The sequence below is a fragment of the Halobacillus naozhouensis genome (assembly GCF_029714185.1).
In the GTDB taxonomy this organism is placed as follows: domain Bacteria; phylum Bacillota; class Bacilli; order Bacillales; family Halobacillaceae; genus Halobacillus_A; species Halobacillus_A naozhouensis.
Genome location: NZ_CP121671.1, coordinates 264,505 through 291,496, shown reverse-complemented (window position 1 = coordinate 291,496; position 26,992 = coordinate 264,505). Strand labels below are relative to the sequence as shown.

Annotated in this window: 27 protein-coding genes and 1 riboswitch; of the genes, 8 read left to right on the top strand and 19 right to left on the bottom strand. The window is 41.5% G+C overall.

Annotation, left to right across the window (positions count from 1 at the left end):
• Nucleotides 1-25 precede the first annotated feature (25 nt).
• Entirely contained in the window at nt 26-1,489 is a 1,464-nt protein-coding gene (gene katA, locus P9989_RS01665; protein ID WP_283077111.1) for a catalase KatA, read from the top strand.
• 67 nt (nt 1,490-1,556) lie between these two features.
• On the opposite strand, the gene P9989_RS01660 is transcribed toward katA, so the two are convergent.
• On the bottom strand, nt 1,557-2,450 hold the full coding sequence (locus P9989_RS01660; RefSeq protein WP_283077110.1) for a formate/nitrite transporter family protein: 894 nt from the start codon (nt 2,448-2,450) through the stop codon (nt 1,557-1,559).
• Between the two features lie 133 nt (nt 2,451-2,583).
• Between P9989_RS01660 and P9989_RS01655 the strand changes: the two genes are divergently transcribed.
• Nucleotides 2,584-2,760 carry a hypothetical protein gene (locus P9989_RS01655; protein ID WP_283077109.1) on the top strand — a complete coding sequence of 59 codons (177 nt, stop codon included), beginning with the start codon at nt 2,584-2,586 and terminating at the stop codon, nt 2,758-2,760.
• A 38-nt stretch (nt 2,761-2,798) separates the two neighbouring features.
• Here the strand turns inward: P9989_RS01655 and P9989_RS01650 are convergent, their stop codons facing one another.
• From P9989_RS01650 to P9989_RS01625, 6 genes are all read right to left on the bottom strand, one after another.
• Entirely contained in the window at nt 2,799-3,389 is a 591-nt protein-coding gene (locus tag P9989_RS01650) for an NADPH-dependent FMN reductase (RefSeq protein ID WP_283077108.1), read from the bottom strand.
• Complete coding sequence (sfnG, locus tag P9989_RS01645) at nt 3,386-4,474, bottom strand: dimethylsulfone monooxygenase SfnG (protein ID WP_283078806.1); 1,089 nt, start codon at nt 4,472-4,474, stop codon at nt 3,386-3,388. The genes P9989_RS01650 and sfnG overlap by 4 nt, the downstream gene beginning before the upstream one ends.
• A gap of 234 nt (nt 4,475-4,708) precedes the next feature.
• Nucleotides 4,709-4,805: riboswitch (SAM riboswitch) on the bottom strand.
• Between the two features lie 241 nt (nt 4,806-5,046).
• Nucleotides 5,047-5,496 (bottom strand): DUF4064 domain-containing protein, encoded by a 450-nt coding sequence (locus P9989_RS01640; RefSeq protein ID WP_283077107.1) that lies wholly within the window; start codon nt 5,494-5,496, stop codon nt 5,047-5,049.
• A gap of 22 nt (nt 5,497-5,518) precedes the next feature.
• Entirely contained in the window at nt 5,519-6,475 is a 957-nt protein-coding gene (locus P9989_RS01635; protein ID WP_283077106.1) for an ABC transporter permease, read from the bottom strand.
• Entirely contained in the window at nt 6,468-7,388 is a 921-nt protein-coding gene (locus P9989_RS01630) for an ABC transporter ATP-binding protein (RefSeq protein ID WP_283077105.1), read from the bottom strand. The genes P9989_RS01635 and P9989_RS01630 overlap by 8 nt, the downstream gene beginning before the upstream one ends.
• 108 nt (nt 7,389-7,496) lie before the next feature.
• On the bottom strand, nt 7,497-10,922 hold the full coding sequence (locus P9989_RS01625) for a hypothetical protein (protein ID WP_283077104.1): 3,426 nt from the start codon (nt 10,920-10,922) through the stop codon (nt 7,497-7,499).
• 166 nt (nt 10,923-11,088) lie between these two features.
• Between P9989_RS01625 and P9989_RS01620 the strand changes: the two genes are divergently transcribed.
• Both P9989_RS01620 and P9989_RS01615 read left to right on the top strand, forming a co-directional pair.
• Nucleotides 11,089-12,225, top strand: a complete 1,137-nt coding sequence (locus tag P9989_RS01620; RefSeq protein ID WP_283077103.1) for a conserved virulence factor C family protein — start codon at nt 11,089-11,091, stop codon at nt 12,223-12,225.
• A gap of 15 nt (nt 12,226-12,240) precedes the next feature.
• Nucleotides 12,241-12,669, top strand: coding sequence for a BrxA/BrxB family bacilliredoxin (locus P9989_RS01615; RefSeq protein ID WP_283077102.1), 429 nt, complete (start codon nt 12,241-12,243; stop codon nt 12,667-12,669).
• A 140-nt stretch (nt 12,670-12,809) separates the two neighbouring features.
• On the opposite strand, the gene P9989_RS01610 is transcribed toward P9989_RS01615, so the two are convergent.
• Genes P9989_RS01610 through P9989_RS01600 form a run of 3 tightly spaced genes read right to left on the bottom strand, consistent with a single transcriptional unit; the run spans nt 12,810 to nt 16,525 of the window.
• Nucleotides 12,810-13,895 (bottom strand): Ger(x)C family spore germination protein, encoded by a 1,086-nt coding sequence (locus tag P9989_RS01610; RefSeq protein WP_283077101.1) that lies wholly within the window; start codon nt 13,893-13,895, stop codon nt 12,810-12,812.
• The gene (locus P9989_RS01605; protein WP_283077100.1) at nt 13,885-15,003 is read right to left on the bottom strand and encodes a GerAB/ArcD/ProY family transporter; all 1,119 of its coding nucleotides are present in this window, start codon (nt 15,001-15,003) and stop codon (nt 13,885-13,887) included. The genes P9989_RS01610 and P9989_RS01605 overlap by 11 nt, the downstream gene beginning before the upstream one ends.
• Nucleotides 14,996-16,525 carry a spore germination protein gene (locus tag P9989_RS01600; RefSeq protein ID WP_283077099.1) on the bottom strand — a complete coding sequence of 510 codons (1,530 nt, stop codon included), beginning with the start codon at nt 16,523-16,525 and terminating at the stop codon, nt 14,996-14,998. Before P9989_RS01600 ends, P9989_RS01605 begins: the two co-directional genes overlap by 8 nt.
• Before the next feature lie 530 nt (nt 16,526-17,055).
• Here P9989_RS01600 and P9989_RS01595 point away from each other — a divergent pair.
• Entirely contained in the window at nt 17,056-17,196 is a 141-nt protein-coding gene (locus tag P9989_RS01595) for a hypothetical protein (RefSeq protein ID WP_283077098.1), read from the top strand.
• Nucleotides 17,197-17,301: 105 nt separating this feature from the next.
• Here the strand turns inward: P9989_RS01595 and P9989_RS01590 are convergent, their stop codons facing one another.
• Both P9989_RS01590 and P9989_RS01585 read right to left on the bottom strand, forming a co-directional pair.
• The gene (locus tag P9989_RS01590; protein WP_283077097.1) at nt 17,302-17,469 is read right to left on the bottom strand and encodes a large conductance mechanosensitive channel protein MscL; all 168 of its coding nucleotides are present in this window, start codon (nt 17,467-17,469) and stop codon (nt 17,302-17,304) included.
• Between the two features lie 188 nt (nt 17,470-17,657).
• A complete protein-coding gene (locus P9989_RS01585; protein WP_283077096.1) occupies nt 17,658-18,488 on the bottom strand; it encodes an ABC transporter ATP-binding protein in 831 nt (276 codons plus the stop codon).
• A gap of 149 nt (nt 18,489-18,637) precedes the next feature.
• On the opposite strand from P9989_RS01585, the gene P9989_RS01580 reads away from it, so the two are divergent.
• Complete coding sequence (locus P9989_RS01580; protein WP_283077095.1) at nt 18,638-19,516, top strand: class I SAM-dependent methyltransferase; 879 nt, start codon at nt 18,638-18,640, stop codon at nt 19,514-19,516.
• An 85-nt stretch (nt 19,517-19,601) separates the two neighbouring features.
• On the opposite strand, the gene P9989_RS01575 is transcribed toward P9989_RS01580, so the two are convergent.
• Entirely contained in the window at nt 19,602-20,864 is a 1,263-nt protein-coding gene (locus P9989_RS01575; RefSeq protein ID WP_283077094.1) for an MFS transporter, read from the bottom strand.
• Between the two features lie 75 nt (nt 20,865-20,939).
• On the bottom strand, nt 20,940-21,557 hold the full coding sequence (locus tag P9989_RS01570) for a winged helix-turn-helix domain-containing protein (RefSeq protein WP_283077093.1): 618 nt from the start codon (nt 21,555-21,557) through the stop codon (nt 20,940-20,942).
• A 152-nt stretch (nt 21,558-21,709) separates the two neighbouring features.
• Between P9989_RS01570 and glsA the strand changes: the two genes are divergently transcribed.
• Together glsA and P9989_RS01560 are read left to right on the top strand one after the other, a co-directional pair.
• Entirely contained in the window at nt 21,710-22,657 is a 948-nt protein-coding gene (gene glsA / locus P9989_RS01565) for a glutaminase A (RefSeq protein ID WP_283077092.1), read from the top strand.
• Between the two features lie 245 nt (nt 22,658-22,902).
• Nucleotides 22,903-23,133, top strand: coding sequence for a hypothetical protein (locus P9989_RS01560; protein ID WP_283077091.1), 231 nt, complete (start codon nt 22,903-22,905; stop codon nt 23,131-23,133).
• Between the two features lie 160 nt (nt 23,134-23,293).
• On the opposite strand, the gene P9989_RS21615 is transcribed toward P9989_RS01560, so the two are convergent.
• The 5 genes from P9989_RS21615 to P9989_RS01540 all read right to left on the bottom strand — a co-directional run bounded on the left by P9989_RS21615 (nt 23,294) and on the right by P9989_RS01540 (nt 26,890).
• Entirely contained in the window at nt 23,294-23,368 is a 75-nt protein-coding gene (locus P9989_RS21615) for a hypothetical protein (protein ID WP_390305510.1), read from the bottom strand.
• A complete protein-coding gene (locus tag P9989_RS01555) occupies nt 23,346-23,804 on the bottom strand; it encodes a DinB family protein (protein WP_283077090.1) in 459 nt (152 codons plus the stop codon). Before P9989_RS01555 ends, P9989_RS21615 begins: the two co-directional genes overlap by 23 nt.
• Nucleotides 23,805-23,894: 90 nt before the next feature.
• The gene (locus P9989_RS01550; protein WP_283077089.1) at nt 23,895-24,878 is read right to left on the bottom strand and encodes an NAD(P)/FAD-dependent oxidoreductase; all 984 of its coding nucleotides are present in this window, start codon (nt 24,876-24,878) and stop codon (nt 23,895-23,897) included.
• Between the two features lie 15 nt (nt 24,879-24,893).
• Nucleotides 24,894-25,916, bottom strand: coding sequence for a FecCD family ABC transporter permease (locus P9989_RS01545; RefSeq protein WP_283078805.1), 1,023 nt, complete (start codon nt 25,914-25,916; stop codon nt 24,894-24,896).
• Nucleotides 25,916-26,890 (bottom strand): FecCD family ABC transporter permease, encoded by a 975-nt coding sequence (locus tag P9989_RS01540; RefSeq protein ID WP_283078804.1) that lies wholly within the window; start codon nt 26,888-26,890, stop codon nt 25,916-25,918. The genes P9989_RS01545 and P9989_RS01540 overlap by 1 nt, the downstream gene beginning before the upstream one ends.
• Nucleotides 26,891-26,992 lie beyond the last annotated feature (102 nt).

The following is a 26,992-nucleotide window of genomic DNA, read 5'->3' as shown; positions in this document are numbered from 1 at the left end:
AAAATGTTGAGAGGGGACCGAAATAATGACAGATCAAAATCGCAAACCGTATTTAACAAATAATGCCGGCACTCCCGTCGGTGACAACCAGAATTCCATCACCGCTGGGTCAAGAGGACCCACTTTAATACAAGATGTACACTTATTAGAAAAGTTGGCTCACTTTAACCGTGAGCGCGTGCCTGAGCGTGTTGTCCATGCTAAAGGAGCAGGAGCTCACGGATATTTCGAAGTGACAAATGATGTTACTGCCTACACGAAGGCTAAATTTTTGGACGAGGTTGGTAAACGTACTCCAATGTTCGCCCGATTTTCGACAGTTGCCGGAGAGAAAGGCTCAGCTGATTCCGTACGTGACCCGCGCGGATTTGCACTGAAGTTTTATACAGAGGACGGCAACTATGACATGGTTGGAAACAATACACCGGTCTTTTTCCTAAGAGACGCTATTAAATTCCCAGACTTTATTCACACGCAAAAAAGGAATCCAGCCACGAACCTGAAAGACCCAAATGCGGTTTGGGATTTCTTCTCACTTTCACCGGAATCGCTCCACCAGGTGACCATTCTTCATTCTGATCGTGGTATTCCGGCTACTTATAGACATATGCACGGTTACAGCAGTCATACCTTCAAGTGGACAAATGCTGATGGTGAATCCGTTTGGGTGAAATATCACTTCAGAACGGAACAAGGAGTTAAAAATATTGACGAGGCTACAGGTACACGCCTGAGTGGGGAAAACCCTGATTTCCATACAGAGGACTTGTATGCTGCAATTGATAATGGTGACTACCCAGCGTGGAAGCTGTATGTACAAATCATGCCGCTGAAGGATGCAAATACGTACCGTTTTGACCCATTTGATGTCACAAAAGTATGGTCACAAAAAGATTACCCTCTCATTGAGGTGGGTCGTATGGTCCTTGACCAAAACCCTGAGAATTACTTTGCAGAAGTAGAACAGGCAACACTTTCACCTGGTGCACTCGTACCTGGAATTGATGTCTCTCCTGATAAAATGCTGCAAGGTCGACTATTTGCCTACTCTGACGCACACCGCTATCGTGTTGGGGCTAACCATGAGGCACTTCCTGTTAACCGCCCGAGGGCACAGGTGCACAATTATCAGCGAGATGGCTTTATGCGTTTCGATGGTAACGGAGGCGGCGCTCCAAACTATGAACCAAACAGTCTGGGGGGACCTGCTGAACAGCCTGAAAGCAAACAAGCAGCTTATGAGGTATCTGGACTTGCAGAAAGTGTAGGCTACGATCATAATGATCATTACACTCAGGCAGGAGATCTTTACCGTCTGCTCAGTGAAGAAGAACAAACTCGTCTCGTTCAGAACATTGTTGATTCCATGAAACCTGTGGAAAGAGATGAAGTGAAACTTCGCCAAATTGAACACTTTTACAAAGCAGATCCAGAATACGGCACACGGGTGGCTGAAGGCCTTGGCCTGCAAGTCCCACAAAACGCCTAGCAATTTCAATAATAAACCACCTCAGGTCATCCAAAGTCTGGATGACCTGAGGTGGTTTATGAAAAACTTAATGATTTTGTTTCTTTTTTTGTTTTCCCTGTCCTAAAGAAGTTTGAATATCTTCTTTGTATGCGTAAGAAAATAAAAGTGATACAAGTATGGCACCGCCAATTAAGTTACCAATACTAGCCGGCACAAGATTAAAGAAGATATACTGATACCAAGTATATTGATCCGAGGCTAGGAGCCCCATACTAAAGTACCCCATATTGGCAGCACTGTGCTGGAAGTTACCCGCAACGAATAAAACCACCGGAAGAATGGTTCCTAAAACTTTACCGGTAAAATCCCGTGCTGCAGTCGTCAAAAAGGCTGCCATACCGATAAGCCAGTTGGCCAATATCCCTGATATGACCACTTCAAACCAGCCCTTAACTCCATGTTCTAAAAACTTCATTTTATGATCTAAATATATCGAAAGCTCTGCATAAAATTCCGGTGCGAGCGAGCCTGACAATTGAATTAATACGGCAACTGAGAAGGCACCGATAATGTTTCCAATATAAGTGGCACCCCAGAAACGATAGATACTTTTTTTCATAAGATTGGTTTTGTTAAACAAGTAGGATGGCAGAAGGACGTTAATTTCCGTGAACAGCACGGCGCCTGAAATAAATACCATCGCATAACCTGCTGCAAACCCTAACCCGGACAATAAGTGATAGATCCCTTTTGTTTCCACACCGACTGCTAACAATATGGAAAAAACAGCTCCGAATGTCATAAACGAACCCGCCGTCATAGCCAGTAGAAACTGGCCACTGAATGGTTTATTTAAATGATCTCTTCCCTTTTCCCCAAACTCTTCGATAATTTGGGATGGGATATAGAACTGACGGCTCGGACGATCCACTGACTCGCTAGATGTTATATCTTGTTCATTTCTATCTTCAATAGCCATAGGTCTCACCCTCCAATTCTTCTGCTTTACCCGGTTTCACGAAACAGATAACCTATTTTTCCTTCCTGGGTATATTTTTGAGGCTAGAAGCACACATTACTAGTTACACCACCCCAACAAAGGAGGATATCCTGTGCCCAGTAGAGATCAGGCTTGTCTAGCGTGTGATGGACGAGGATTGCTTATGGATGATGAAGAATGGCATTATACTTGTAAAATTTGCAATGGTGATGGATTCATGCCTCAGGGTACAAACGTAGCGAATCGGCAGTTGGCCGATGTAGACGAAACAAACCGTATCTTGGACTAGAAAAAAGAAGTGCTGGAATCAATGCCAGCACTTCTTTTTTATGTTTGATGCAGTTTTCGCCTGGGGATCGATGGCTGTTGAATCTCAAAATCCTTATTTTGAAGGTGATCCGTTAACTGGACAGCTGCCTCGCCCAATTTACGTAAACGGCTTTGAACATCTTCATCCACCAGTTCTCCTTCACTGAAATGACCATTATGAACGTACACTCCTCCTGGTATAACATGTGCTCGGAAGTAATTAGCGAGTGGGTTCAATTGGTGATCGATCACTAAATAGTGGTGATAACTGCCTCCTGTCGCAATGAAACCAATAGCCTTGCCTCTTAACGAATCATTCGGAATTAAGTCAAAGACATTCTTCAAAGCCCCGGTCAATGAAGCTCGATAGACAGGCGTCCCAATGATCAATGCGTCAGCTTCAACAATTAAGTCTATTAGTGCTTTTGTATCATCTTCATATAACGACGGATCACGTCCATCACATAACGTAGTATCGTACTCACCGAGATGCACAAGCTTTGCTTCAGCCTCAGGCATAGCTTTCTTAGCCGCTTCAATAGCTCGTTTAACTGAAATCCACGTCTTCGAGCTTAACGTTACACTTCCTGACAGGCCTAACACCTTCATGCCAGAACTCCTTCAGCTTTAAGCTTTGCTTCCTTCTCTTTTACAAGCGGAATTACCTCCTTCCCGAAGCGCTCAAGATCCTGTTCATAATGAAAGTGTGCAGTTAGAATCAAATCGACACCTATTTTTTTTAACTCGATAATTTGATTTGCTACCTGTTCGGCTGTACCAATCAAGCCAGTCTTGAATCCGTCATTATATTGAACAAGATCTTTATAGCTGGAATTAGCCCACATGCCTTGCCTGTCCTGTGTGGATTGACCGGCTTCTTTTACAGACTGCTTAAACCCTTCGACTGCCTCATCATCTGCAGCGTGAACGATATCGTTTAACTGTTGATATGCTTCCTCTTCAGAATCCCTCACAATCGCGAAACCATGAGCTGCAAATTTCACCTCGCGCCCCTCTTGCTGTGCCAGCTCACGCACCTCATTAATTTGTTTTTGGAACCCTTCGAGTGTATTACCATTCATAAAGTAATAATCTGATACACGTGCTGCCATCTGTTTGGCCGCTGTAGAATTCCCTCCTTGGAAAATAGGAAGATTACCTCCCTGAACAGGTTTTGGTTTAGATGGCGCATCATTTATTTTGTAAAAATCGCCGCTGAATGCAGCTTTTTCTTTTGTCCAAAATTCACGAAGTACTCGAATAAACTCCTCAGAACGGCGGTATCGTTCATCATGCTCGAGCCAAGGTTCGCCGAAACCAGTAAATTCTTGTTTAAACCAGCCACTCACTACGTTAACAGCGGCTCTCCCCCCACTAATCTGATCCAGCGTCGACAGCATTTTGGCATACACGGCCGGATGCCATAGCCCGGGATGAACCGCCGAAATCAGCTGCAGGCGATCTGTAACGGCTGCCAATGCTGAAGCTAACGTGATTGCTTCGAGCTGGTATTCTGCTCCATAGCTTGCAAAAAACCTTGTTTGTAATAATGCTAAATCATAGTTCGAATCCTCAGCGATTTGTGCATATCTCTTATTCGCTTCAAAACTCCAATCCGTTTGCTGGGGCAGCTTTGATACCACTAACCCTCCACTTACATTCGGAACCCAATAAGCAAATTTTAAATTTCCCATAATTAAACCGTCTCCTTTCATAAGTAGACGGACACAATACGACCATGATACATTAATAATAATGGTCATAGATGTCCGTATTTCCCTTAGGCGGGTAGGACTTGAATGATCAGCAAAGGCAGAAGGTGTTGCAGCACCTTTTGCCTTTTTCATTCAATTAAAAAGCCCTCTCCTGCTTCACGAAGCAAGAAAGGGCGTATATAGTAGACGATTAAACATCCGTCTTACACGACCTTCTTATCTTCGGATGCAATCCACTGAATTTGGCACCATGCAAACGCTGGTTGCCGAGACTTCACAGGGTCAGTCCCTCCGCCTCTCTTGATAAGAAGATATCACTATTTAATTGAATGATTAGACCCTATCATAATAGTTAAATTACCTACTGTCAATCCGTTTTTTAAATATTTACATAATTATTGGAGTTAGTGAGCTTGTTCTCCAAATATTCATTTTTATGAATGAATATCATATTTGTTCTTCTTACAATACGAAGGTCCGCACATATGAGAAGTCTGTTTTTTCCGCAAAAAAAGCATGGGCAGCTGCCCATGCTTCTCCTTATGAATTAATTAATAACTTGCGGAAGAGCTTTCTCCTTCAATTGGCTGCTTCGTTTTCCTGACTAAAGCAACAATTCCCGCAATCAGAAAAGCAAGTCCGCCGAACAGTCCAAATCCGAGTGTTCCAACTGTTGTAACGACCCCTGTTATGATCAGGATAATCCCGGCCGCTTTCGGCTTTTTATTTCCTTTAAGGTAAACAATAGCCAAAATCCCCAGAATAATTGCCAATAAAGCAGAAATGATAATGACCCAGACTACAGATGCTACACCCTGCATTATTTGGTCAACAGAGAGTTGAGCTTGTTCAAAGTTTGGATCTTGATTCAACATACTCTGCATCTCTGCTCTCCATCCTTCATTATCCTGGATATTGAGAAAAACAAAGCTTAGTGCAGTTGCAATCCCATAAATAAGCAGTCCTATCACCACAAACACGGTTTCTACAATTCTTTTCATATAACTTACACTCCTTTACTGACTAAACATTCGTTATATCCCGCTTGGAGAAGAAAAACCAGGATAGACCAAGGAACAGCACTAGGTAAACCACAAGTATTGATACGGAAAAGGTTAAGGTTAAATCCGATATGACCGGTGTCCCTGTGAAAAATTGGTTCAAATTTGTGTTAGCAAACAGAATAAATTTTGCCCACTCTTTACTACTAAAAAAGCCCACTATCGCATTTCCCGACATCATTAGGAAAATCGCGATCCCAATTGCAAGTGAACTATTTCTAAAAATAGCAGAAATCATAAATGCGAAAGTTGCCATCATAATCAAATTCACAGAGCTCAATAGATATTGGGACAACGTAAACTGGAAAATCGCGGCCTGTTGGATTTCCTCCCCTTTCCAGTATAAATAAGGTTCCATAAAGTTTTCAAAGCCAAATAAAACAGAACCTGTTAGAAACGAGAGTACATATAAAAATAATAACATGGTCATCGCAAATACTAGCACAGAAACATATTTCGAGGCTAATATTTTCGTACGGGAAATCGGTCTGATCAGCAGTAATTTAATGGAACCCCATTTGAATTCATTCGCAATCATTCCCGCTGCTATAATAATCGTCAGTAGACTGATTATGGAAATATTCGCCCTATTGTCCTGAACAAAATTCCAAACATCATATCCGTCCGGCTCTACATTATTTTCGATCCGGTATTCATTCATAGTGATTTGCTTTTCGTTTATGGGTGCAACAAATTCCTGTTCCGCGGCTTCCTTCTGGAGCTGTTCATTTTCAGCTTTCAGTTCTTGCTTCCAGTTGTCTCCTGAGGCTTGCTGATCGTCGGTCATTGTTTGATCAACTTTCATAACAACACCGAATCCAATAATAAAGATTGCTAAAACGATATACATCACCCATGTAGCTATCTGGGAATAAGTCTTCATTTGTTCATTCTTAACTAGCTGGATAAAGTTACTCAATGCTTCCCTCTCCGATCAAGTCTAGAAATTTATCTTCCAAGGTAGAACGGTTCACGTTCACACTGTAGATATCAATATTTTGTTCGACAAGTTTCTGGATGACATTCGGAATCTCCGTCTTCCTGATTGAAAATACCAACTCATCTTTATGCTGAGTGACAGGCCCTTCTAAAATTTGCTGCAGGATTTCAAAAGCCTTCTCCATAGGATGTGCCTCAAGTGCTACTTCCTTTTGTTCCGACTGTTGTAAAGCATCATCCACAGACTGAATGGAAACAAGATCTCCATTTTTAATAATACCAATTCGGTCACACATCATTTCCATTTCAGATAAAATGTGGCTTGAGACAATAACTGCTACTCCTTCTTCAGCTGCAAGTCTTCTTATGTAAGAACGAATCTCACGAATTCCTGAAGGATCTAGTCCATTAGTGGGTTCATCAAGTATGAGAATGGAAGGATTGTGTAAAAGAGCCTGGGCAATCCCAAGTCGCTGCCTCATTCCTAACGAATATTTGGATACTTTATCTTTAATCCTTTTTTCAAGTCCTACGAGACGCACAACTTCATGTATTCTTTCCTTACTGATGCCTGGCATCATCCGTGAGTAATGAACAAGATTCTTCCACCCTGTCATAAATGGGTACATCTCGGGATTCTCTACAATACCCCCTACATGGCGCACAGCGTTTTTAAAATCGGTTTTAACGCTCTGACCTTTGATGATCACATCTCCAGCTGTCATGCTCATAAGACCAACCATCATTCGAATGGTAGTCGTTTTCCCAGCACCGTTTGGTCCAAGGAAACCAAATACCTCACCACTATAAATCTCAAAGTCCAAACCTTTAATAATCGGTTTACCACTTATCGTTTTCTTTAGATTCTTTAATTGCATTACGGGTTCCGACATAACTTAAATCCCCTCCCTTTCTTTCCATATCCCCCTATTCTACGAATAAGTATGGATTATGTTTCACAGATCTTGTAACTTTCATGGAATATATTGTCGCACCCGCTTCTAGTTCCATTTCTTAAAAGCAGAAAAGATTCGTTTCACCATTTCCTCCAGGGGTTTATGGTCTTTTTGTTTTTGCCACTCATTGTAACTGGCAATCCCTATTAACAGAAGTCCGGAGAGAAGAAGATAAACCCACCAAGGTAGATTTCCCCAATACGGGCGTGTTTGGTAGATCACGTTAAAAATCAGCACCCCTGCCCCCACAAAAAAGTAAGATTTAATTCTTAGCTGCATACCAACAATCAGGGAAATCAAAGAGAGACTGCCAATGATCCACGCATCCCAGATGGTGTGACTCCATATAGCATCTACTACTAAAAACGCGGAGATCCCCAACAGTAAGCCAAGCTGAACATGATTCATTACCTTTTTATAGCCCGGCCATGTGTGCTGACGCAGGAATACTAACACTCCGATTAGCGGAAGTACTTGAAGTTCAGCGTGTATTAAATCTGTCCATAAGTGACGATACTCCTCCATAATAAGCAGGTAGGCGGGATAAATGCTGAACATACCTAACGTCTCAAATACAGACGAGACCATTCGAGACTTCCACCTGAAACGGTTCAAAATGAGCCAAATACTTAGCAGGAAGCAAGGCAGCACCTGAAGCCAAATCGTCAAGTCTCTATCCAAAAACATAGTGTAATAGGGAATGTAAAGGAAAGCTACCCATGTAAAGCTATCTACTACTATTGTTTTTCCTTTTTTAACAATGAGGCGACTATACAGGAACTTCCCTATTCCCATGAGCAAAGCAAAACTTAGCACTAATAAGGAGAGCAGCACGGGAGTATCTATTACATCACGATACCCCCCCCACATAGACATGGTGCCAAGGAGAGGGAGGATTGTAACAACTGACCATTTTCGAATCCATGTAAAAAAACAGATTAGCACTACGTACGCAAGTATAGGGACCAGTTCTATGATGTGAAGCTGATTCGTCTGATAAATTATATTAAACAATCCTACAACGGAAAACGGGATAACATACCATTCTATCCGCCTTTTCCATACCTCAGGTGTACCATACCAAACTAGGGAAAGGATGATACTTGTAATCATGAACGTATATTTTACCGAAATGTCTTTAAATAAATCATAATAAAGGCCCGTATAACCGATCAGGAAGAACAAGATTGAGAAACTGGCATATAGGAACAATTTCACTTTCCATTCCTGTCTGTTGATTAAACTGCTATAGAGATAAACTGCTATCGGAACGAGTAAGATATAGGGTGTTAACCTCATAGAAATGGTCTGTTCAAGCAAAATAATACAAATTAGCACAACCATAGATCCGTGAGCGACCCAAAAGAAGTAGGAGTTCATTTCAGGCCATTTTCTAGCACCAACATAACCGATTCCAATAAGCAGCACAGGAGCACCAATGAGAAACAGTAATACCTCAGGGAGTCCTTGTAATGACATCAATGGAACAAGCGATACATAAAAAGCCAATACCGTTAATGAAACGACTACCCAGAGCTGAGCAACGGCTGAGCGTAGAACAAGCCACGTAAATACCCCGATCCCTGCCATCAAAATCAATGAGCGCAGCCAGTCTGGTTCTACGACTGGGCCATTCAGTAAAAAGAAGATAGACAGAGCATACGTAGATTGACTGATATAAAACGTGGACGTTGATAATTTCTCTTCTTTAACCTTTCTCAATCCAGCGCTCACGGCCAATAATACCAATCCGCTAAATGCTAAATGAGCAGCTTCCCCATAAACATCCCTTATACCGGTAATATGATTAGCCATAAGAAAATAAAACATAACAAGGGCTAAAAGCCAGCTCACTGGAAAAGCCCATTCCGCGAGATCCAATACTTCTTTAACTGTTGATTTATTAAATGATAAATATGCACATACACCGAATAGGAACAACATAACAGCCGTTGCACCATATTCATTCGTTTGAGCTCCAAAGCCAATACAAAGGACCATGATCACGGCAGACTCATAAAAGCTGCTATCTTTAATTGGCTGGAGCCATTTAAGCTTCGTCCATAAACCAAGGTAAAGCAGCATAACACTTGCCACTACAAACAAAAACATCTCTATATTCAGCCAGTCCGGCTCAGTTACCATCCATAGCTGCCAGGCGGCTGCAAATATAAACACTGGTGTGAGATACTCAAAAACCTGTTCTCTAGTAAAATAAGCAAGCACTCCATAATTCAATGCCACAATCAGGTAGGCTGACAAAAGCAGTACTGACCCTTTTTCTGCATGCAGGAGAATTCCTTCATAACTCACATAAATAAAGGCGAAAAAAGAGATAACTCCACTCGTGTACGTAAAAGCCTGCTTCATAAACGCATGATGTCGTCCAGCGTAGGCAAATCCAAGGTAAAGCATGCCTGCAGAGGCATAGATCACATAATCAACGGCCTGCAACGGGGAATGCTCTACGAGTTGATACACTCCATATGCAAATAGTACTGAAAAAACAAATTGATACTCTTTTGTTCTATATACGAAAACCATAGCCATGTAAAGTCCTGCCGTTAGAAAAAGATTGAAGCTGTACAATAATTCATTCTCAAACAGTGTAAGCATCAGCAATGTGGACAAAATCAGATTGACCTGGGCGTATAACGGCATTTCCTTTATAAACAACTTCCATATCTTCTTTTTCTCAAACCGATGATAGAGGAATAATAAAATAGCATTGAACAGCATTAACAGGAGGTAAAAAGCATCGACAGGGAGTTTTAACGCCCCAAGGGTAAAACCGACTGTAAGGGAGAGAAAAATAAAAGAAATCCATACGAATAATCGTGATTGATGATTGAAAGCATTTTTAATATAAAGAGGCAATGGAATAGCCGCTCCCAATATTCCTAAAATATAGCGACCTTGACCACTAAGGGATAAATAATCTCCTAGCAGCTCAAAATAGCCAATTGCGAGGATCACAATGGGCACGAGCAGGCTCCCAAGTGTCAGAAAAGCAAAAGCAGTTTGTTCAATTCGTAAATACTTTCTGGTAACATAGCTTAAACCCAAGAAGAACAGGGAAACAAATGAAATGGAGAATACCTTCATCGCTGCCCCCATTTGCTCCCACTGACTAGTCGCTACAACCAGTCCGCTAATCAGTAAAAGAACGACACCAAGAATTAAAGACCAAGTGATATTCCTTTCACGCACTTGCTCTTTTGTCTTTACTTTTTTGGGCTTAGCCGGTTTTACTGACTTTTCTTTTAGTGCTTTCGGTTGTGAAATAACACTTTCCGGTACTTCCATCTGTTCATCCGCTGGTTCAGGTTCGACGTACTGACTCTTCACATGTTGTTCGTGCGCATCAAATACCCGATTGTACTCTTCGCTGGTTATGTAATGCTTCTCTCTTAACTCTTTTAATTCTTTACGAAATCCTTTTTCACGCTGTTCTCGAGAAAGCTCCCCCATCTGCTCGCCCCCTTCATTCCATTTTATTCCTCTACCCGTGTAATATAACACCCTTGTAAAATGAATATCAACCTATTTTTTCCAATAACCCCATGTGCCTTTCAATGGAAGTAGTTATACTTCTTTGATAAAATTAGCATAAAGAATGTATGGAGGGGATTATGCTATGAAGATCGTGTCGATCGAACCGACACCCAGCCCTAACTCGATGAAAATCAATCTAAATGAAGAGTTGCCAAGCGGCGATACTCGGAACTATAAGCAAGGTGACAATTTCGATAGTGCTCCTTCCTTCATCCCACAGCTCTTTGAGATTGAAGGAGTTAAAGGTTTGTATCATGTGGCTGATTTTATCGCGTTAGAAAGACACCCTAAAGTAAGCTGGGAGGCTATATTGCCAGAAGTTCGTGCCGTTTTTGGCTCAGAGAAAGAATTAGATGGGACAAGTCAAAAGGATGAGCAAACCTTTGATGATTCTTTTGGCGAAGTAAAAGTGTTTATCCAAATGTTTCGTGGAATCCCCATGCAAGTAAAGCTGGAGAACGGTGACGAAGAAAAACGGGTTGGCCTGCCTGAGATGTTTATGGAAGCAGCAATGGAGGCTTCTCCAGCTTCCCCTAATATGATTATGGAACGAAAATGGGTGGAACAAAGTCCGCGTTACGGTGATCCGATGGATATTGGAGAACAAGTTAAGGAGGAACTTACAGCCAGTTACGATGCAGAGCGATTAAAGAGGTTAGTTACCCTGGCTTTTGAGGAAAACCCGAGTAAATCAGAGCCTGTAGAAGGCCAGAAGGTGTCTCTGGATACACTGGATGATCCTGACTGGAAGGTCCGCTATGCTGCCCTTGACCGGATGGATCCGACAATAGAGGATTTACCTGTATTAGATAAAGCACTAAGCGATGGGAAAGCATCCATTAGACGCTTAGCAACTGCTTATCTAGGTATGATCGAAGAACCAGAAGTTCTTCCTTACCTTTACAAAGCCTTAAAGGATAAGACCGTAACAGTGAGAAGAACAGCTGGAGACTGCTTATCTGACTTGGGGTTAAAAGAAGCAATACCCGAAATGGTTGATTCATTGGCTGACCCTAACCGCTTAGTAAGGTGGCGAGCAGCCATGTTCTTATATGAGCTCGGGGATGAATCCTCTCTTCCTGCTCTGAAGGAGGCTGCCAATGATCCTGAATTTGAAGTTCGAATGCAGATCAATATGGCCATTGAACGAATTGAAGGAGGCAAAGAAGCTAAAGGTTCCGTATGGCATCAAATGACTCAAGCTACAAAACAAAAATAATTGGAGGTTTTTTAAATGAACCCATATGAAGCATATATGAAGGAAATATCTCAACCTATGAGAGACGAGTTAACCAATTCTGGCTTTTCTGAGTTAACGACCCCAGAATCTGTCGATGAGTTCATCAGTGCAACAGACGGAACATCACTTGTTGTTATTAACTCTGTGTGTGGATGTGCAGCCGGGTTAGCGCGCCCTTCCGCCAGAGAGTCGCTTGCAAATGAGAAGAAACCGGAGCACCTGGTAACCGTTTTTGCTGGACAGGATCGGGAAGCAACAAGTCGCATGCGCGATTATTTGGAAGGCTATGAACCTTCTTCACCATCCATGGCACTTTTGAAGGATGGCCAAGTTCTTCATTTCATACCTAGGGAAGAAATTGAAGATCATGATGTTGAAGAGATAGTCAGCAATTTAACAACTGCTTATAACAAATATTGCTAAACAGTAATCAACCGCTGCTAGAAGAAGCAGCGGTTTTTTTCGAAATTTGGTAAAGTCCGACGTTATTTCCCGGGAAATGTCTCTTTAAAGACTTTCATAAGAAACGCACACAATCCTTTGTGAATTGTGTCCACCTTTGCTTAAGTAGATATTCCTGTTTCGGTAATTTCTAATTGTATTTCCACCTCAATAGGTACTTCAGGGTATTGCTCCTGCCACTTTTTCATGTCGACATTTCTTCTTCGGTTTTTTAACGCATTTCCAAAACCAATTGGGTCAATATTTTGTTCCTGAAACTCATGAACTAAAGCGGTACATTGCTCGTTGAAAAATTTCGTAAACTCCTTTTCTATTTTTTCAACGAGTGGAGGAGTTGATGAATGGGACAGATTGGAAACTTCGTTGACAATCCCTCTCACATTAAGTTTAACTAGAAATTCAGGATTTTCGGTCTCTCCCTTAATATGAATCTCCACATCTGAACTGATACTTTCCATCATGACTCCCTCCCCTTGGAAGTTCATTTCTTGCACTCCCTCCCTTACTTCTTCCTTCATCATTTTAAAGAATAAGCTTTTTGAATAAGGAATTGTGTGGGCTAAACGGCCGTCTTTTAAAAATGCAATCCCCTTAAGCTTTATATGATCCTTTATCTTTTCCAGATAAGGAAGGAAACCATCAATCCCCTGCCCGAAATAGGCATGTAAGTAATTATGCAGATTGGTATTCGGGAAATTGCTATACATGTTGTGTTCGATCATCCCCTTCATATAGCTTGCCGTTGTATTATTTTGCTCATATTTCATTTTGACCATTTCTTCCGTGCTTCCATCTACAATCGCAAGTAGAATGTCTCTCCCGATCCTGGGGTCACGGCTTAACGAGTCAATAAACTTGGACATACCATCCTTAGCGAGTTCCTTATCATATAAAGCGATGGTCAATTTCCCTGTGGATATCGGTCTCGATGATTGTCTCTGCAACTTAGCATGGATATTTTTAACGGTATTTGCCGTAGTCGATAAATATACTTCATTAGCAGACGTTTTCTGCTCACTTTTAGTATACTGAGCAACAGCAAAAGTCCCTTTAATTTGGTCCTTATCGACAAAATCATACCCGGCTATTTGGACAATAGCTGCATCTTCCACACTCACGTTAGGCATACAGCTCGTAAGTAACATTAAGCAGGCAATGATTGATGGACATAACCACTTATATTTCATCTCGATTCCTCACTTTAACCATGATTTTCGACAGAACGAATAATATCGGAATGTACAACAAAATATAAAACCCGATTCGGCTGGTAATACTGTTAAGCGTGTCAATAGCCTGACGGTCCGTAAATAAACTACATACTACGACAAGAGTAATACTAAAGAGGGCCAGCACATATTTTTGTTTTATCTTTAACACGCGTTTTGGAATACGGCTTGCGGACCATAAGGCTAATGCTATGTTGGGTAAAACAACATAAAACCACATGGCGATACCAATATATTCAAATCGTTCAATAAATGGAAACTCGACGATCTTCCAAAGAGTGATGGTTCCCCATATAACATATTGAAGTTGGCCCTCACTAAAATAAATAAACGACGTAATGGCTGTTATTAGGTAAATCGAAACCGTGAAAAACACAGCGAAGTGTGCCCAACTTTTAGATGCGTGCGGATTTTTTATAAATGGATAGAAAACCAGTAATAGTTCAAACCCGAGAAAGCTAAGGACGCTCTGTTTCGTTCCACCGAGAATTTCCCCGATACTATGATCAACAACGGGATAAAGATTCATCACATCTCCTTCCATAATCGGGAAGAATTTTAACAATAAAATCGGGAGTCCCAATACTACACTGATTAAACATACACCGGTGACGACACGGAAACCACTTGCCACGAAGTAGTAGACAATCATCACAAAAACAAACGTAAAGAGCCAAAGCTGCAATTCAGGGAAAATCCAAACTTCAATAACCTCTATAAATGATCTTAGAACTGTTAAGGTTAGCATGAGAAAATAGAGGCTTAGGAGCATACTTAAAAATCCGCCAAAATATTTACCGAAAATATTTCTATGAACTGAAACGATATCTCCTTTACTATCCTGAAGGATATGGTAAATCATCCATACCAGGACATGAATGCATACACCACTTATTAGTATCGAAATCCATGCATCAAAACCAGCATATCTAGCAATGTACGTTTCAAACCCCAGAATCCCTACTCCAACTTGCATCGCATTTATTAAAAAAAAGACATACGTTGGTGTAATCATGAGATATTCAGGGATTGAGAGACCTTCGATAGGACGCGAGTGTTTATTCATCAATATCCCTCTTTCCCTTAACCAATTCCGGGTTAAATCGGGCTGAATGGACCGGGCGCATTTGCATAGGTCGTTTCTTTTGCTTGTTAAATGGCAATCGAACAAATGCATCCTTCAAGTCATGGAACCTGAGCGGATACAATGGAGCGAAAAAGGGTCTTCCGATCGACTGCAAATTCATCAGATGACCAAGAAAGAATCCCATACACATAGAAACTCCAACTAATCCCCACATTTGTGCTCCAATAATAAAGGGAAAACGAACAAGGCGGACCGTATTACCAATTTGATAGACCGGGGTTGTAAAGGATGCCAGCGCTGCTAATGCGACGGTAATTAGTAGCACGTTACTGGTAAGACCTGCCTCAACTGCAGCTGTCCCAATAACGATACCCCCAACAATACCGATGGTTTGGCCGATTTTACTTGGGAGACGCGCTCCAGCTTCCCTTAATAATTCAATTGTTAACTCCAGGATGATTACCTCAAGAATGGGCGGGAAAGGAATATCGGCTCTTGAGGAGCTAATCGTAGCTAAAAGCTCCTGCGGAATCATTTCATGATGATACGTTAATATCGCTACATATAAGGGCGTACTTAAAACGGAAAAGAAGATGGCAAATAACCGGATCAAACGGAAAGCTGTTGCTAAATGCCATGGTAAAAAGTAGTCATCTGAAGATGAAAAGAATTCAGTAATGGTAGTCGGTGCGGTCAGAGCATGCGGCGATCCGTCTACCACGATGCCAACCTTTCCTTCTACAAGCGTCCCAACTACACGATCTGGACGTTCGGTATCTAATAATTGTGGGAATGGAGAGTTTGAGTTATCCGAAACCATTTGAGTAATAAATGAACTATCAATAATCTGATCATATTGAATATCGTCTAAGCGCTGTAGGACGGTATTAATATTTTCTTTATTGGCAATCCCCTCGACGTACACAACCGCTATCCGTGTTTTGGTTAGGTTGCCAACCGTTACTTCCCTCATCGTTAACTCGGGGATTGGCAATCGTTTACGAATAAGATTCATATTCTGATCCAGGTTTTCCACGAATGCTTCCTTCGGACCCACCACACTATACTCTACTTCCGGAATACTAATGGATCGTCCCTCATTTTTAGTAGCAGGAATCAGGAGAACTTCTTCATCCATTTCATTCAATCTAATTATGACAAAGCCCTGAGTAATATTTTCTTTAATCTTTTTCAAATCTTTGGAAATATAGGCGTTCTCGACAGGCACTTTTTCTTTTATATCTTCTAACGTTAACAGCGTATGTTTTTTTAAGGGAGGCAGAATGGAGTCATTGAGAAATTTAGAGCCACTTAGAGTCTTATAATAAGAGAGAACACATTTAGTCCGCCCCGTATGATGATAAACGATAAAGTCCTTAGAGTCTTTCGCCAAATCAAATAAGTCTTGAAAGGATTGTTCTTGTTGCTTATTTTTGAGCATCTCTTTTTGAGTGCTTCCGTCGCCTTTTTTCCCCTTCTTTTTCTTCATCCAGTTAAACATTAGAAAACTCCTTCTTCTACACCAGACTGTCTTCTATTTATTTCGACGTATAAATTGCACATAATTAGTTGTATTTATCTTTCACCCTAAGGTAATAATTTATACCAGTAAGGAAAGGATATGAGGAGAGAATGTGAGGAGGGATTTCATGATTCAAGTCCTGATCTATACTAGCCCATTATTATTACTTGCAGCATTCTTCATTTCGGTGTTTTTTTTATTAGAAGGGTTTGCGAAATTTTTCTTATTCATATATATTATTTGGCTTATGTTCATTCCTTTTCTTCTGCTATACAAAGAGGAAGTTAGAGTGAGCAAACGATCAGAAACCGAGGATGAAATTTGGTAGCTTAATAACCAAAAACCCCCGGCTCAGGTCATCCAATAATTGGATGACCTGAGCCGGGGGTTTTTACCATACTCTAAACTTTGGAATAAACAATTAATAAAGGTACACTATTTATGAATGTTTTATGTTAAGGTAAGCACGAAGCACTATTAAACCCTAACATCTGAGAGGTGACCCAATTGTGAATCAGGAAACTTATTATCAATATTTGATTAAAGAATTTGAATCTAAACTTGAAAGATCACTGAAAAAAGAAGAATTACAATTTATTAATTGGTTAGCCGAAGAACACTCAAAGAAAATTGAAGACCGTACCAGCTAGTTTTATTCTCTTACAAACGATTGGCAAAACAGTAATACGGGTAATCTTTTTTCAAGGAACCCATTGTACTCTTGTTCAGTTTTCTCCATCGATTGATTTATCTGACTACGAGGAGTGAATGAACGCATTAATAATTACCCCATAATTAACCGTAGCTGTACCAACAGCTTTCGCCTTAGCTAATGATGCAAACGTTTCCCCAGTAAGGTTAATATAGAGATTTTCAAAGTTCACCTTCGTTAGAATCACCCCAATAGGTTGGTAACAGTACATTCTGAAACTAACGATTTAATAAACCCATTGAGGGCTGCTCCCAGAACAACTCCAACATCCTATCTATCACATATCCTCTGACAGCAAATTCCCGGAATTCTTGCAACAGCTCGTCCCTCCCTTGTACGAGTATATGAAAAGAGAAAGAAGCCCCTGAACTTTAGTATAGGTCCAGGGGCTTCTCTCTTTTACATAAATGCAACGACTTTATCTTCTGTATGGCTGTGCGACTGCTCGGGTACTAAATCGTAAGTGAGACAGACTGGTTTTTGTGTTCTTGGGTCAGTAACGACCTCTGCATCAATATGAAATACGTTTCGAAGCACGTTTTTCTCAATAACCTCTTCAGGGGTACCTTCTTTGACGATCTCCCCCTGATGGATGGCTACGATATAATCAGCAAATCTGGCGGCTTGATTTAAATCGTGAATGACCATCACAATCGTCCGCCCTTCCTCTTTATTTAATCGTTCAAGCAATTGGAGGACCTCAAGTTGATGGGCAAGGTCTAAATAGGTAGTTGGCTCATCCAGAATCAGTATTTCCGTCTCCTGTGCTAATGCCATCGCTATCCAGACTCGTTGACGCTGTCCTCCAGATAAGGAGTCAATGGGACGGTTTTCGAAATCAGAAACTCCAGTAATTTGAATCGCCCACTGGATGATTTCAAGGTCATGTTTGGTTAGTTTGCCAAAACCATTCTGGTGGGGAAACCTTCCGTAAGAAACTAGTTCCGCAACGGTCAGCCCATTAGGCGCTTCAGGGGACTGAGGCAATACGCCCATTTTTTTTGCTATTTGCTTCGATGACTCTTTCTTTATAGCCTTGCCATCTAAATATACAAAGCCACTATTTACAGATTGGATCCTTGCAAGGGACTTCAGAATGGTCGATTTACCACATCCGTTTGGTCCGATAATGGATGTGATTTTATTTTCAGGAATATCTAATGTTAAATCTTCCACTACTTGATGGTCACCATAAGCAATATCTACATGTTCAGTTGTTAACTTAGCCATGCAAAAATCCTCCCTATATATGTAAACATGAGAATTATATTTATCACGATAATGAAAATCATTATCATTGAAAAGTATAAGGTATTTTTCCGACAAGTGCAAGGCGTATTACCAATTTCCAGACCAGGTCATCCATTCATTTCCATTTCATGAGCGATTGGTTTTGGTTATCGTTCGTTATTCGAATTGTGTATTATCCTTATTCTATTCAATTGCTTACAATAGAATTATCACATTTCTTGAAAGCGGGTGGCGAATTGAAAGATGAGACTAAACATCGTGTGAAAGAGACTTTTGCCAAGAATAATGAAGCTTATGTGCAAAGCAAGGTTCATAACAACCAGTCAGATTTGAGTTTAATCACCGAATGGCTTGAACCGGATCCTGCATGGTCAGCGTTAGATATTGCAACAGGCGGCGGCCATGTCGCTCGTCAATTAAGCCCCTATGTGAAGACGGTATTTGCTACTGATTTAACTAAAAAAATGCTGGAGAACACGGCTTCTCACTTGTCATCATTTGATAATATCCACTATGTAATCGCCGATGCAGAGGAGCTGCCTTTTCTCCCATCAAGCTTCGATATCGTAACATGCAGAATTGCACCACACCATTTTCCTTATCCGAAACGATTTATTACAGAAGCTCAGCGTGTAGTAAAAAAAGGCGGATATTTCCTTATGATTGATAATACAGCCCCAGAGAACGATGAACTGGATCATTTCTATAATACGCTTGAGAAAATGAGAGACCCTAGCCATGTTAGAGCATTAAAAGTTTCTGAATGGGAGAAATTATTTCGGGAAAATGGATTTCAGCTTGAAGATCAACTTCAACGCAAAAAAAAGCTACCATTTACGGATTGGCTGGATCGCACTCTTGAAGATGAAAAAGATAAAAAACAGGTAACCAACTATTTGAGGAATGCGGATGCCGATGTAAAATTGTACTTCGCTGTTCAGGAACAAGGAGAAAAGATTGATGCATTCTCAATCGATGAATGGATGATCAAAGCAAAGAAATTTTAAAAATTTATTGATGCAAATAAATGGGAGACCAGGTCATACACTTATTGGTATGTAACCCAATGTAAGGAATACCTGGTCTTCCTGCTTAATTTGCTTTTCGAAGGACTGGGAAACAGGCGAATAGAACAATCACGCTAATTATTAACGGAAGGGCACTCCAAAAAAGAATCGCTCTAATGGAAACTCCCTGGCCGAGCAGGAAAGATACCATGGCATAGGATAGCGGCATTAGTCCAAAGGATGCCATGCGGATCAGACTCATCACACGACCCATTTTGCCTGGATCAGTGTACTCCTGAATCATGGAGATTAGTGGAATATTAATCGCAGGATTCAACAGACCGATGAAGATAATAATCCCTACTGCTAACCAAATCGTGTTGGATTGACTAAAAAGTATAATAATAATTCCCTGGGCTGCCATCAGAATCAAAGCATAGGAGCCTCGTTTTCTACGAATGTTAATGATCCCCATGATGATCGAACCTAGAATCATCCCAAATGTTAATCCTCCTTGCACATAACTGTAATCAAGAGCACTACCCTCGAGGACTCCTTCAACGAAAATCGGCAAACCTATGAACAATGGTCCTGACATAAAGAAATTTACAACAATCGCTATAATAAACAATGCCCTAAGCAATTTTGAACACCACAAATACATGATTCCTTCTTTTAACTGAACCCAGAATCCCAACCAATCATCTAGTTGTTCTGTAACTTCCGTTCTTCCTTTATCACTATTTACTAATACAACACATAATGATCCAATCACCAATAAACCACCGATAAGTAAAAATAATATTCCATAACCAGCTATACCTAGAATGACGCCAGCAAACAAAGGCCCTGCAAAAAGGGCAATCTGCATGGTTCCCTGAAGAACTGAATTTGCCCGAGTAAGCATATCCGGTTCAACGACAGTGGGTATAATGGAGTCTCGCGCGGGCTCAAAGATCCCACCCAGTATTCCAAACCCTATTGCATTGATTATCAGCACCCAAATGGGGAGTGGATGGGCAAATACAAATAAGATGGCCAGCAGGCAAGCAAGGAAAGCTCTCGATAAATCTGACCAGAACATAATTCTTGCTTGATCCTTTCGATCTGAAAGCACGCCCCCCGCCAACATAAATATGATTCTTGGAACGGACAAAGAGATAAGTACAATGCCTAAAGCAGCCTCTAACCCTAATCCTTGCACTACATACCACGACTGCACAAACATAAATATTGACATGCTTAGACTGGAACATAAGGAAGCTATCCATAACATAAAAAATGATTTGGTTTTAAAAAACGCACGTCCTGACTTCTTCAACTCCTCCGCTGTTTGTTGCTCCTCCACCTTAACCACCCCTTAGGTAAAATAAATAATTCAGTAAAAATAATTTTACTGTAACGTAAAAAAGAAAAGCCTGAGTCAGCTTTCACCTTCAGACTTTTGCCTATTAAATAATGGTTCATCTACTTGAATCCCTAATGAATGAAAATAATACGTTTTAGCATCTGCCGATGGATTCTGCTTCTGCATATCACTTAACTCCTCCATCAATGCAAAGTATTTTTTCTGCCAGGCTTTGAAGTCAGCCTCCGTCGCTTTGAATTCAAATGCTGCCGATAAGTACTTCCACTCAGTAGGATCCTGAGAACCAGTCTCCTCATGTAACGCTTCCTCCGGTGCACTTAACACTCGCTTTTGAGAGCGCTCTAGCATATTAATCATCATCTGGCGAACAGACTCACTCATTTCCTCTGGATGAGGCAGTAATGAGCGATCTGCCACAAAGCCGCGTGAGACCGATTGGTAAAATTTCTGTACAATTCCGTTCTTTTCTTCCTTTTTTGCGATATGGACCAGTTCATGTTTCTCAAGTTCTTTTAGATGGTAATGAATTCGAGCTCTTGATAACTCAAACACCTCAGATAGTTGTTGTCCTGTCATTGGCTTCTCCATGAGGCGAAGCAGTAATTGAGAACGAAAAGGATCACTTAATGTTTTGAGCTGTTCATGGGTGGTGAGCAATTGTATATCCTTCATCGGTTAACTCCTTTTATACAGTAAAAATTATTTAACTAAATCATATACCAAATCTATGAATTGTCAAACCAAATCAGGAGAACTTAAAAAGAATTAGCTCTGCCAATATTGGGTATATATTACTACCATCCATCCAACTAAGGAGTTTTCATATGAACCAACTATCAAACGAATATTTGAATAAAGTAATCGAAGACAGCAAACCTTATGCCGTAAATGGACGCGTGAATACGGAGCTTCCTAACTTTGACGAGACGTTAAGAGATAAATTAGGGGTATCTATCATTACGAGTGAACAGAATCATTATACAGCCGGTGACTCTTCCCATAAAGTTCCTATGCAAAGCACATCCAAAATCATTGCTCTGATGCTTGCCCTGCAGGATTTCGGCAAGGAACGAGTCTTTCAAGCGGTAGGTATGGAACCAACTGGAGAGATGTTTAATTCCATTAGCGCCCTTGAGTCTCATGATGACATTAAACCTTTTAATCCTATGGTGAATGCTGGAGCGATTGCTGTTTGTTCATTGATAAAAGGCGGCAATAACGATAACCGCTTTGAACGCTATTTGCACTTTTTGAGAGACCTGACCAATAATCCAACCCTGGAAATGGATGAGAAGGTGTATCAGGCTGAGATCGCTAATGGAGCGCGTAATCGTTCCTTAGCCTATTTCATGCAAAGTACTGGAGCCCTCATTACAGATGTAGAGGAAGCTCTTGATCTTTACTTTCGGATAAACGCTGTCATGATGTGTTGCGATGATTTCGCAAGAGCAGGCCTTTTTCTGGCCCGGGGCGGAATAGCTCCTGGAGGAGATGAGAAGCTGATTCCTCCCCATCACTTGCGAACCGTGAAAGCCATCATGATGACCTCAGGAATGTATAATTCTTCCGGCCAATACGCCGTTGAGGCCGGTTTCCCGTGTAAGAGCGGCGTCTCTGGAAGTATTATTGGAGCTGTGCCGGGCCGGATGGGAATCGGTGTTGTTGGTCCGGCAATTGACAAAAAGGGAAACAGCACAGCTGGAGGAGCTCTTATTAAGAAGTTATCTAAGGATTTGAAATTAAATATGTTCCGAACTGAAATAAAGTATTAATTTATCTTGCTCAAAACAACCAAACTGTTTCTTACTATATGGTAAAGTATAGAATAACTTACTGAAAATCAGGGGTGACTATACGTGGAACAGTTAACTTTCAAAGAATTCTATGAACAGTTTAAAACCAGGATAAGTCAACACGATCTTTCATACTTAAAAAAGGTAACTTCTAAAAACCTCATAGTAAGAGAGGTGAGGGAAGGCGAAGTTATGGATTACTCCTATAAAGAGTCAATTATGGGTTGGGAGCAAGCGTTCGATCATTTTGCATCTATGGATATGGAGTGGAAATATACGGACCATTCTTAACAAAATTAAAGGAAGACGAATGGCTGGCCAGCTTCTATCTTTCTCCGATTATTAAAGGAGAAGAGGCAGCCCCTCATCTATACTTCAATACATTTAAGTTGATAGATAATGAATGGCAGCTCGTCCGCTCTTATATCGAAACTGGTGTAGTCAGACCAACTTAATCCTGTACAAGGACGTTGTACACGATTATATATTAGTCATGACCACATTTCGCACACTAATTGTGATCTTACTGGTAATTATACACATAAAAAAAGGGCACCGATCCACCCGGAATCCCCCTTTTTATGTGTATTTTACCATACCATCTTCCTATAAAGGTTATGCTTCTGCTGAGGCATACAAATAAAATATATAATCTGTCGACACACCTTCATAACCTAACTGGCGCAACATGGACGTAATATTTCCCCGATGATATGTACCATGATTTTACGACATGTTGAATAAGATCAAAATAAGAAGCGGTCAAATTTCCAAATTCAGGGTGAACAACCTTTATTACCTCACCTTCGTGTTTGTCATGGAGAAAGTTTCTGTACTGGTGGGCAAGATGGCCAAACAACTCCTCCATACCAACGATACTTCTTCCCTCAGTTTCCTCTGTCCATTGCCCTATAGAGCGGCGAACTTCATGGAAACTTTTCCCTGCAATGGCCCCCAGCCAAAGATTATCCACGACATATACATGTCCAAACACTTTCGCTAAGGAAGGAAAGACATTTTGCATTTTCTTTTCGAAAACGTGATCAGGCAGACTCTCTAAATGCCTGAATGTTTTTTCATAAGCCCAAACATGAAACTCAAACTGCTTCATTAATACATGATTCATTGCCTCATTCCCCTCTCTAGCTAAATAGATATAGATTAACATTACCTAACTTAGCCTTAATTTTATAGAAGGGAATTGAGAGAGACCCCGCTATTCCACGTGTTTATAAATAACCGTACTATATACCTGCGATTTCGCCTTTGGATCAATAAATGATTTGGCACTATTCACAGCTGCCATGGCCTCATTAAAACCTGAAGCAATCAACATTGTTTTACTCGGATAAACAGCTGCATCCCCTGCCACAAACACCCCTTCAAGTGATGTAGCCATATCGGTACCTACAGGAATTCGTCCCTTTTCTGTCACTAATCCCCACTGGTCATACAAACTCTTATCAATTTGTAGTCCTTCGTATACGAGCAGGTGATCCGTCTGAATTTGTTCCCCATTGTCGAGGATGATTCTTTCCAGTGCAGTTTCTGTACCTTCCAGCTTTTCCACTCTCGCTTCCATATGAACATGGACATTAGAATGCTCTAGCTTTTCTAAATCATTTCCATAGACAGCTTTAAATTCCGCCCCCCGATTAATGAGATGAACTTCCGAGGCCACGTTTTCCAGGGCCAGAGCCCAATCTAGCCCCACCCGATTCTCTGAAATCACGACAGCTTTTTGACCTGTGTACTGCATAAGGTTCTGAATCGTATAATGAATATGCTGACCTCCATAATAATGACTTCCTTCCACATCTAGAGGACGCAGATCGTAAGTTCCTAACCCTGATGCCACGATCACCGTTTTAGAAAAATGCTTTTCACCGGAATGGGAGGTCAACACAAATGTTCCATCTTCCTGCTTTTCGAGGGCTTTGATCTTTTCCCCCATTACAATGGTCGGTTGAACACTTAGGGCTTGTTCTTTTACATCTGCTACCAGATCATCTCCAAGTACTCCAGGGAATCCCCCGACATCATAGATCTTTTTCTCGGGGTAAAAAAAGGAAACCTTGCCGCCAAGATCCGGCTGATATTCAATGACCTTCGTTTTCAAATCACGCATGCCACTATAGAATGCTGTATAGAGCCCTGTCGTTCCTCCGCCAATTATCGTTACATCATAAAGTTCACTCATTCGTTCAGTCTCCTTTTATTTCGTTTTCATGAGCAAATAAAGAAAATAAGGTGTGCTAACAATGGTGACTACAATACCAACCGGAATTTCAGCAGGGGCAATAATATTTTTTCCGATCGTGTCAGCCACAAGTAATATGAGTGCGCCCAGCAGAGCAGTGACCGGGAGCAGCTGCTGATGCTTGGGGCCAACTATCCTTCGGGCAATATGTGGTGCAATAAGACCGAGAAACGCAATCCCTCCGGCTGCCGCTACACATAAACCTGCAATGGCTACAGCCAGCAAAAGAAGCAGCCGGCGTTCCCGTTCAACTCTCGCTCCCAGTCCTACCGCCATCTGATCCCCCAAATTTAATATATTAATGACAGGCGATTTATACATGCTGTAAACGATCAATCCTATAATCCATGGAAAGAGAGCGATTACGAAACTCCAGCTAGAGCCCCAAATGTCTCCCGACAGCCAGACTAAAGCCTGCGTAAAATCTTGCGGGTTCATTTTTATTTGAAAAATAATTAAAGCTGCACTAAATCCTGCGTTGACTCCGATTCCAACGAGAATCAACCTAACAGGGTTAACTCCTTTTTTCCATGCTAAAAGATACACAAGCACGGCTGCTGCAAACGCGCCAATCAAGGCAAATATCGGAAGAATATAAACACCAAATCCACTAATACCGGCCATTGAACTTTGAAAAAAGAATATGTACACGACAACAGCTAATCCCGCTCCCGTGTTAATTCCTAATATCCCGGGGTCTGCCAATTCGTTTTGAGTGACTCCCTGTAAAATTGCACCGGAGATGGCAAACCCGGCACCAACCAATAATGCCAGAACTATTGTTGGCAGCCTGAAGTCAAATAACACCAGTTCCTGTCTTTCATTCCCGAAACCAAACAATGTCCGCATAACATCCACCGGGGCAATTTGGACAACACCAGTATTTAAACTGACTAGCAGCATAACCGCAATGAGTACGAGCAAGCTGCCCACCGTCCACCAAAACCGGCTCCTGTTTTGTAATGAAAGTTGTTTCATCATAACCCGCTCCTTTCCCCGCGGGCCAGATATAGAAAGAACGGCACACCAATACAAGCCGTAATGGCCCCAACCGGTGTTTCATACGGAGCATTAACCAGTCGAGCACCGATATCAGCTAGTACGAGCAGCAAGCCTCCAAGCACAGCTGATACCGGAATAATTAAACGATAATCTGTTCCGACGAGAAATCGAGTAATATGAGGAATAACCAGTCCAAGAAATCCAACAGTTCCTGCTACTGAAACAGCCGCCCCCGTCAAGACCAGCACGACGATAACACCAAGTGTCTTAACTACGAGCGTGTTTTGCCCCAGCCCTTTTGAGACCTCTTCCCCTAAACTCAGAATTGTCACTGCTCGGGATATGATTACAGCCAATAGTAGCCCAACAGCCCCAGCTGCTAATAATAACTGCACAGATGTCCAACTCGTACTGGATAGATCTCCTGCATACCAGAAGCTCATTTGCTTTGCCACTTGGAAATGCAGAGAAATAGCTGTGGAAAGTGAACTAAGCATACCGCCTACCGCTACACCAGCAAGCGCCAGCTTAACCGGAGTAAGTCCACCCTTCGAAAAGGACCCCACGGCAAACACGAGAACAACCCCTACTCCAGCTCCAACAAAAGAGGCTAAGGTCATGCCAAGATTACTGACAGTTGGAAAAAAGACAAGCGCAATGATTAAAGCAAAAGCAGCCCCGTGAGTAACTCCCATGATTGATGGAGAGGCAAGCGGGTTTCTAGTGAGACCTTGCATCACAGCCCCTGAAACAGCCAGGAATCCCCCGATAAGAGCAGCAGCAATTGCCCTGGGCAGCCTCAACTCTCTAATCACTTGATGGTTAGTCAGATCTGGATCAAAGGCAACGACAGCTTGCCAAACTGTAGCAAGCTTGATATCGGTTACACCCAGGGCCACTGAAAACCCCAATGATACAATTAGAGCAATAAAACCACCCACGAAAATCATAACCGCTCGAAAAAAACGGCTTGTTAATCCTTCTATGCGACCCTTGTCCAATTCTCCCACGTCATTCAACCCTCTCTAGTTCCCCACAAGCTGTAAATCGTT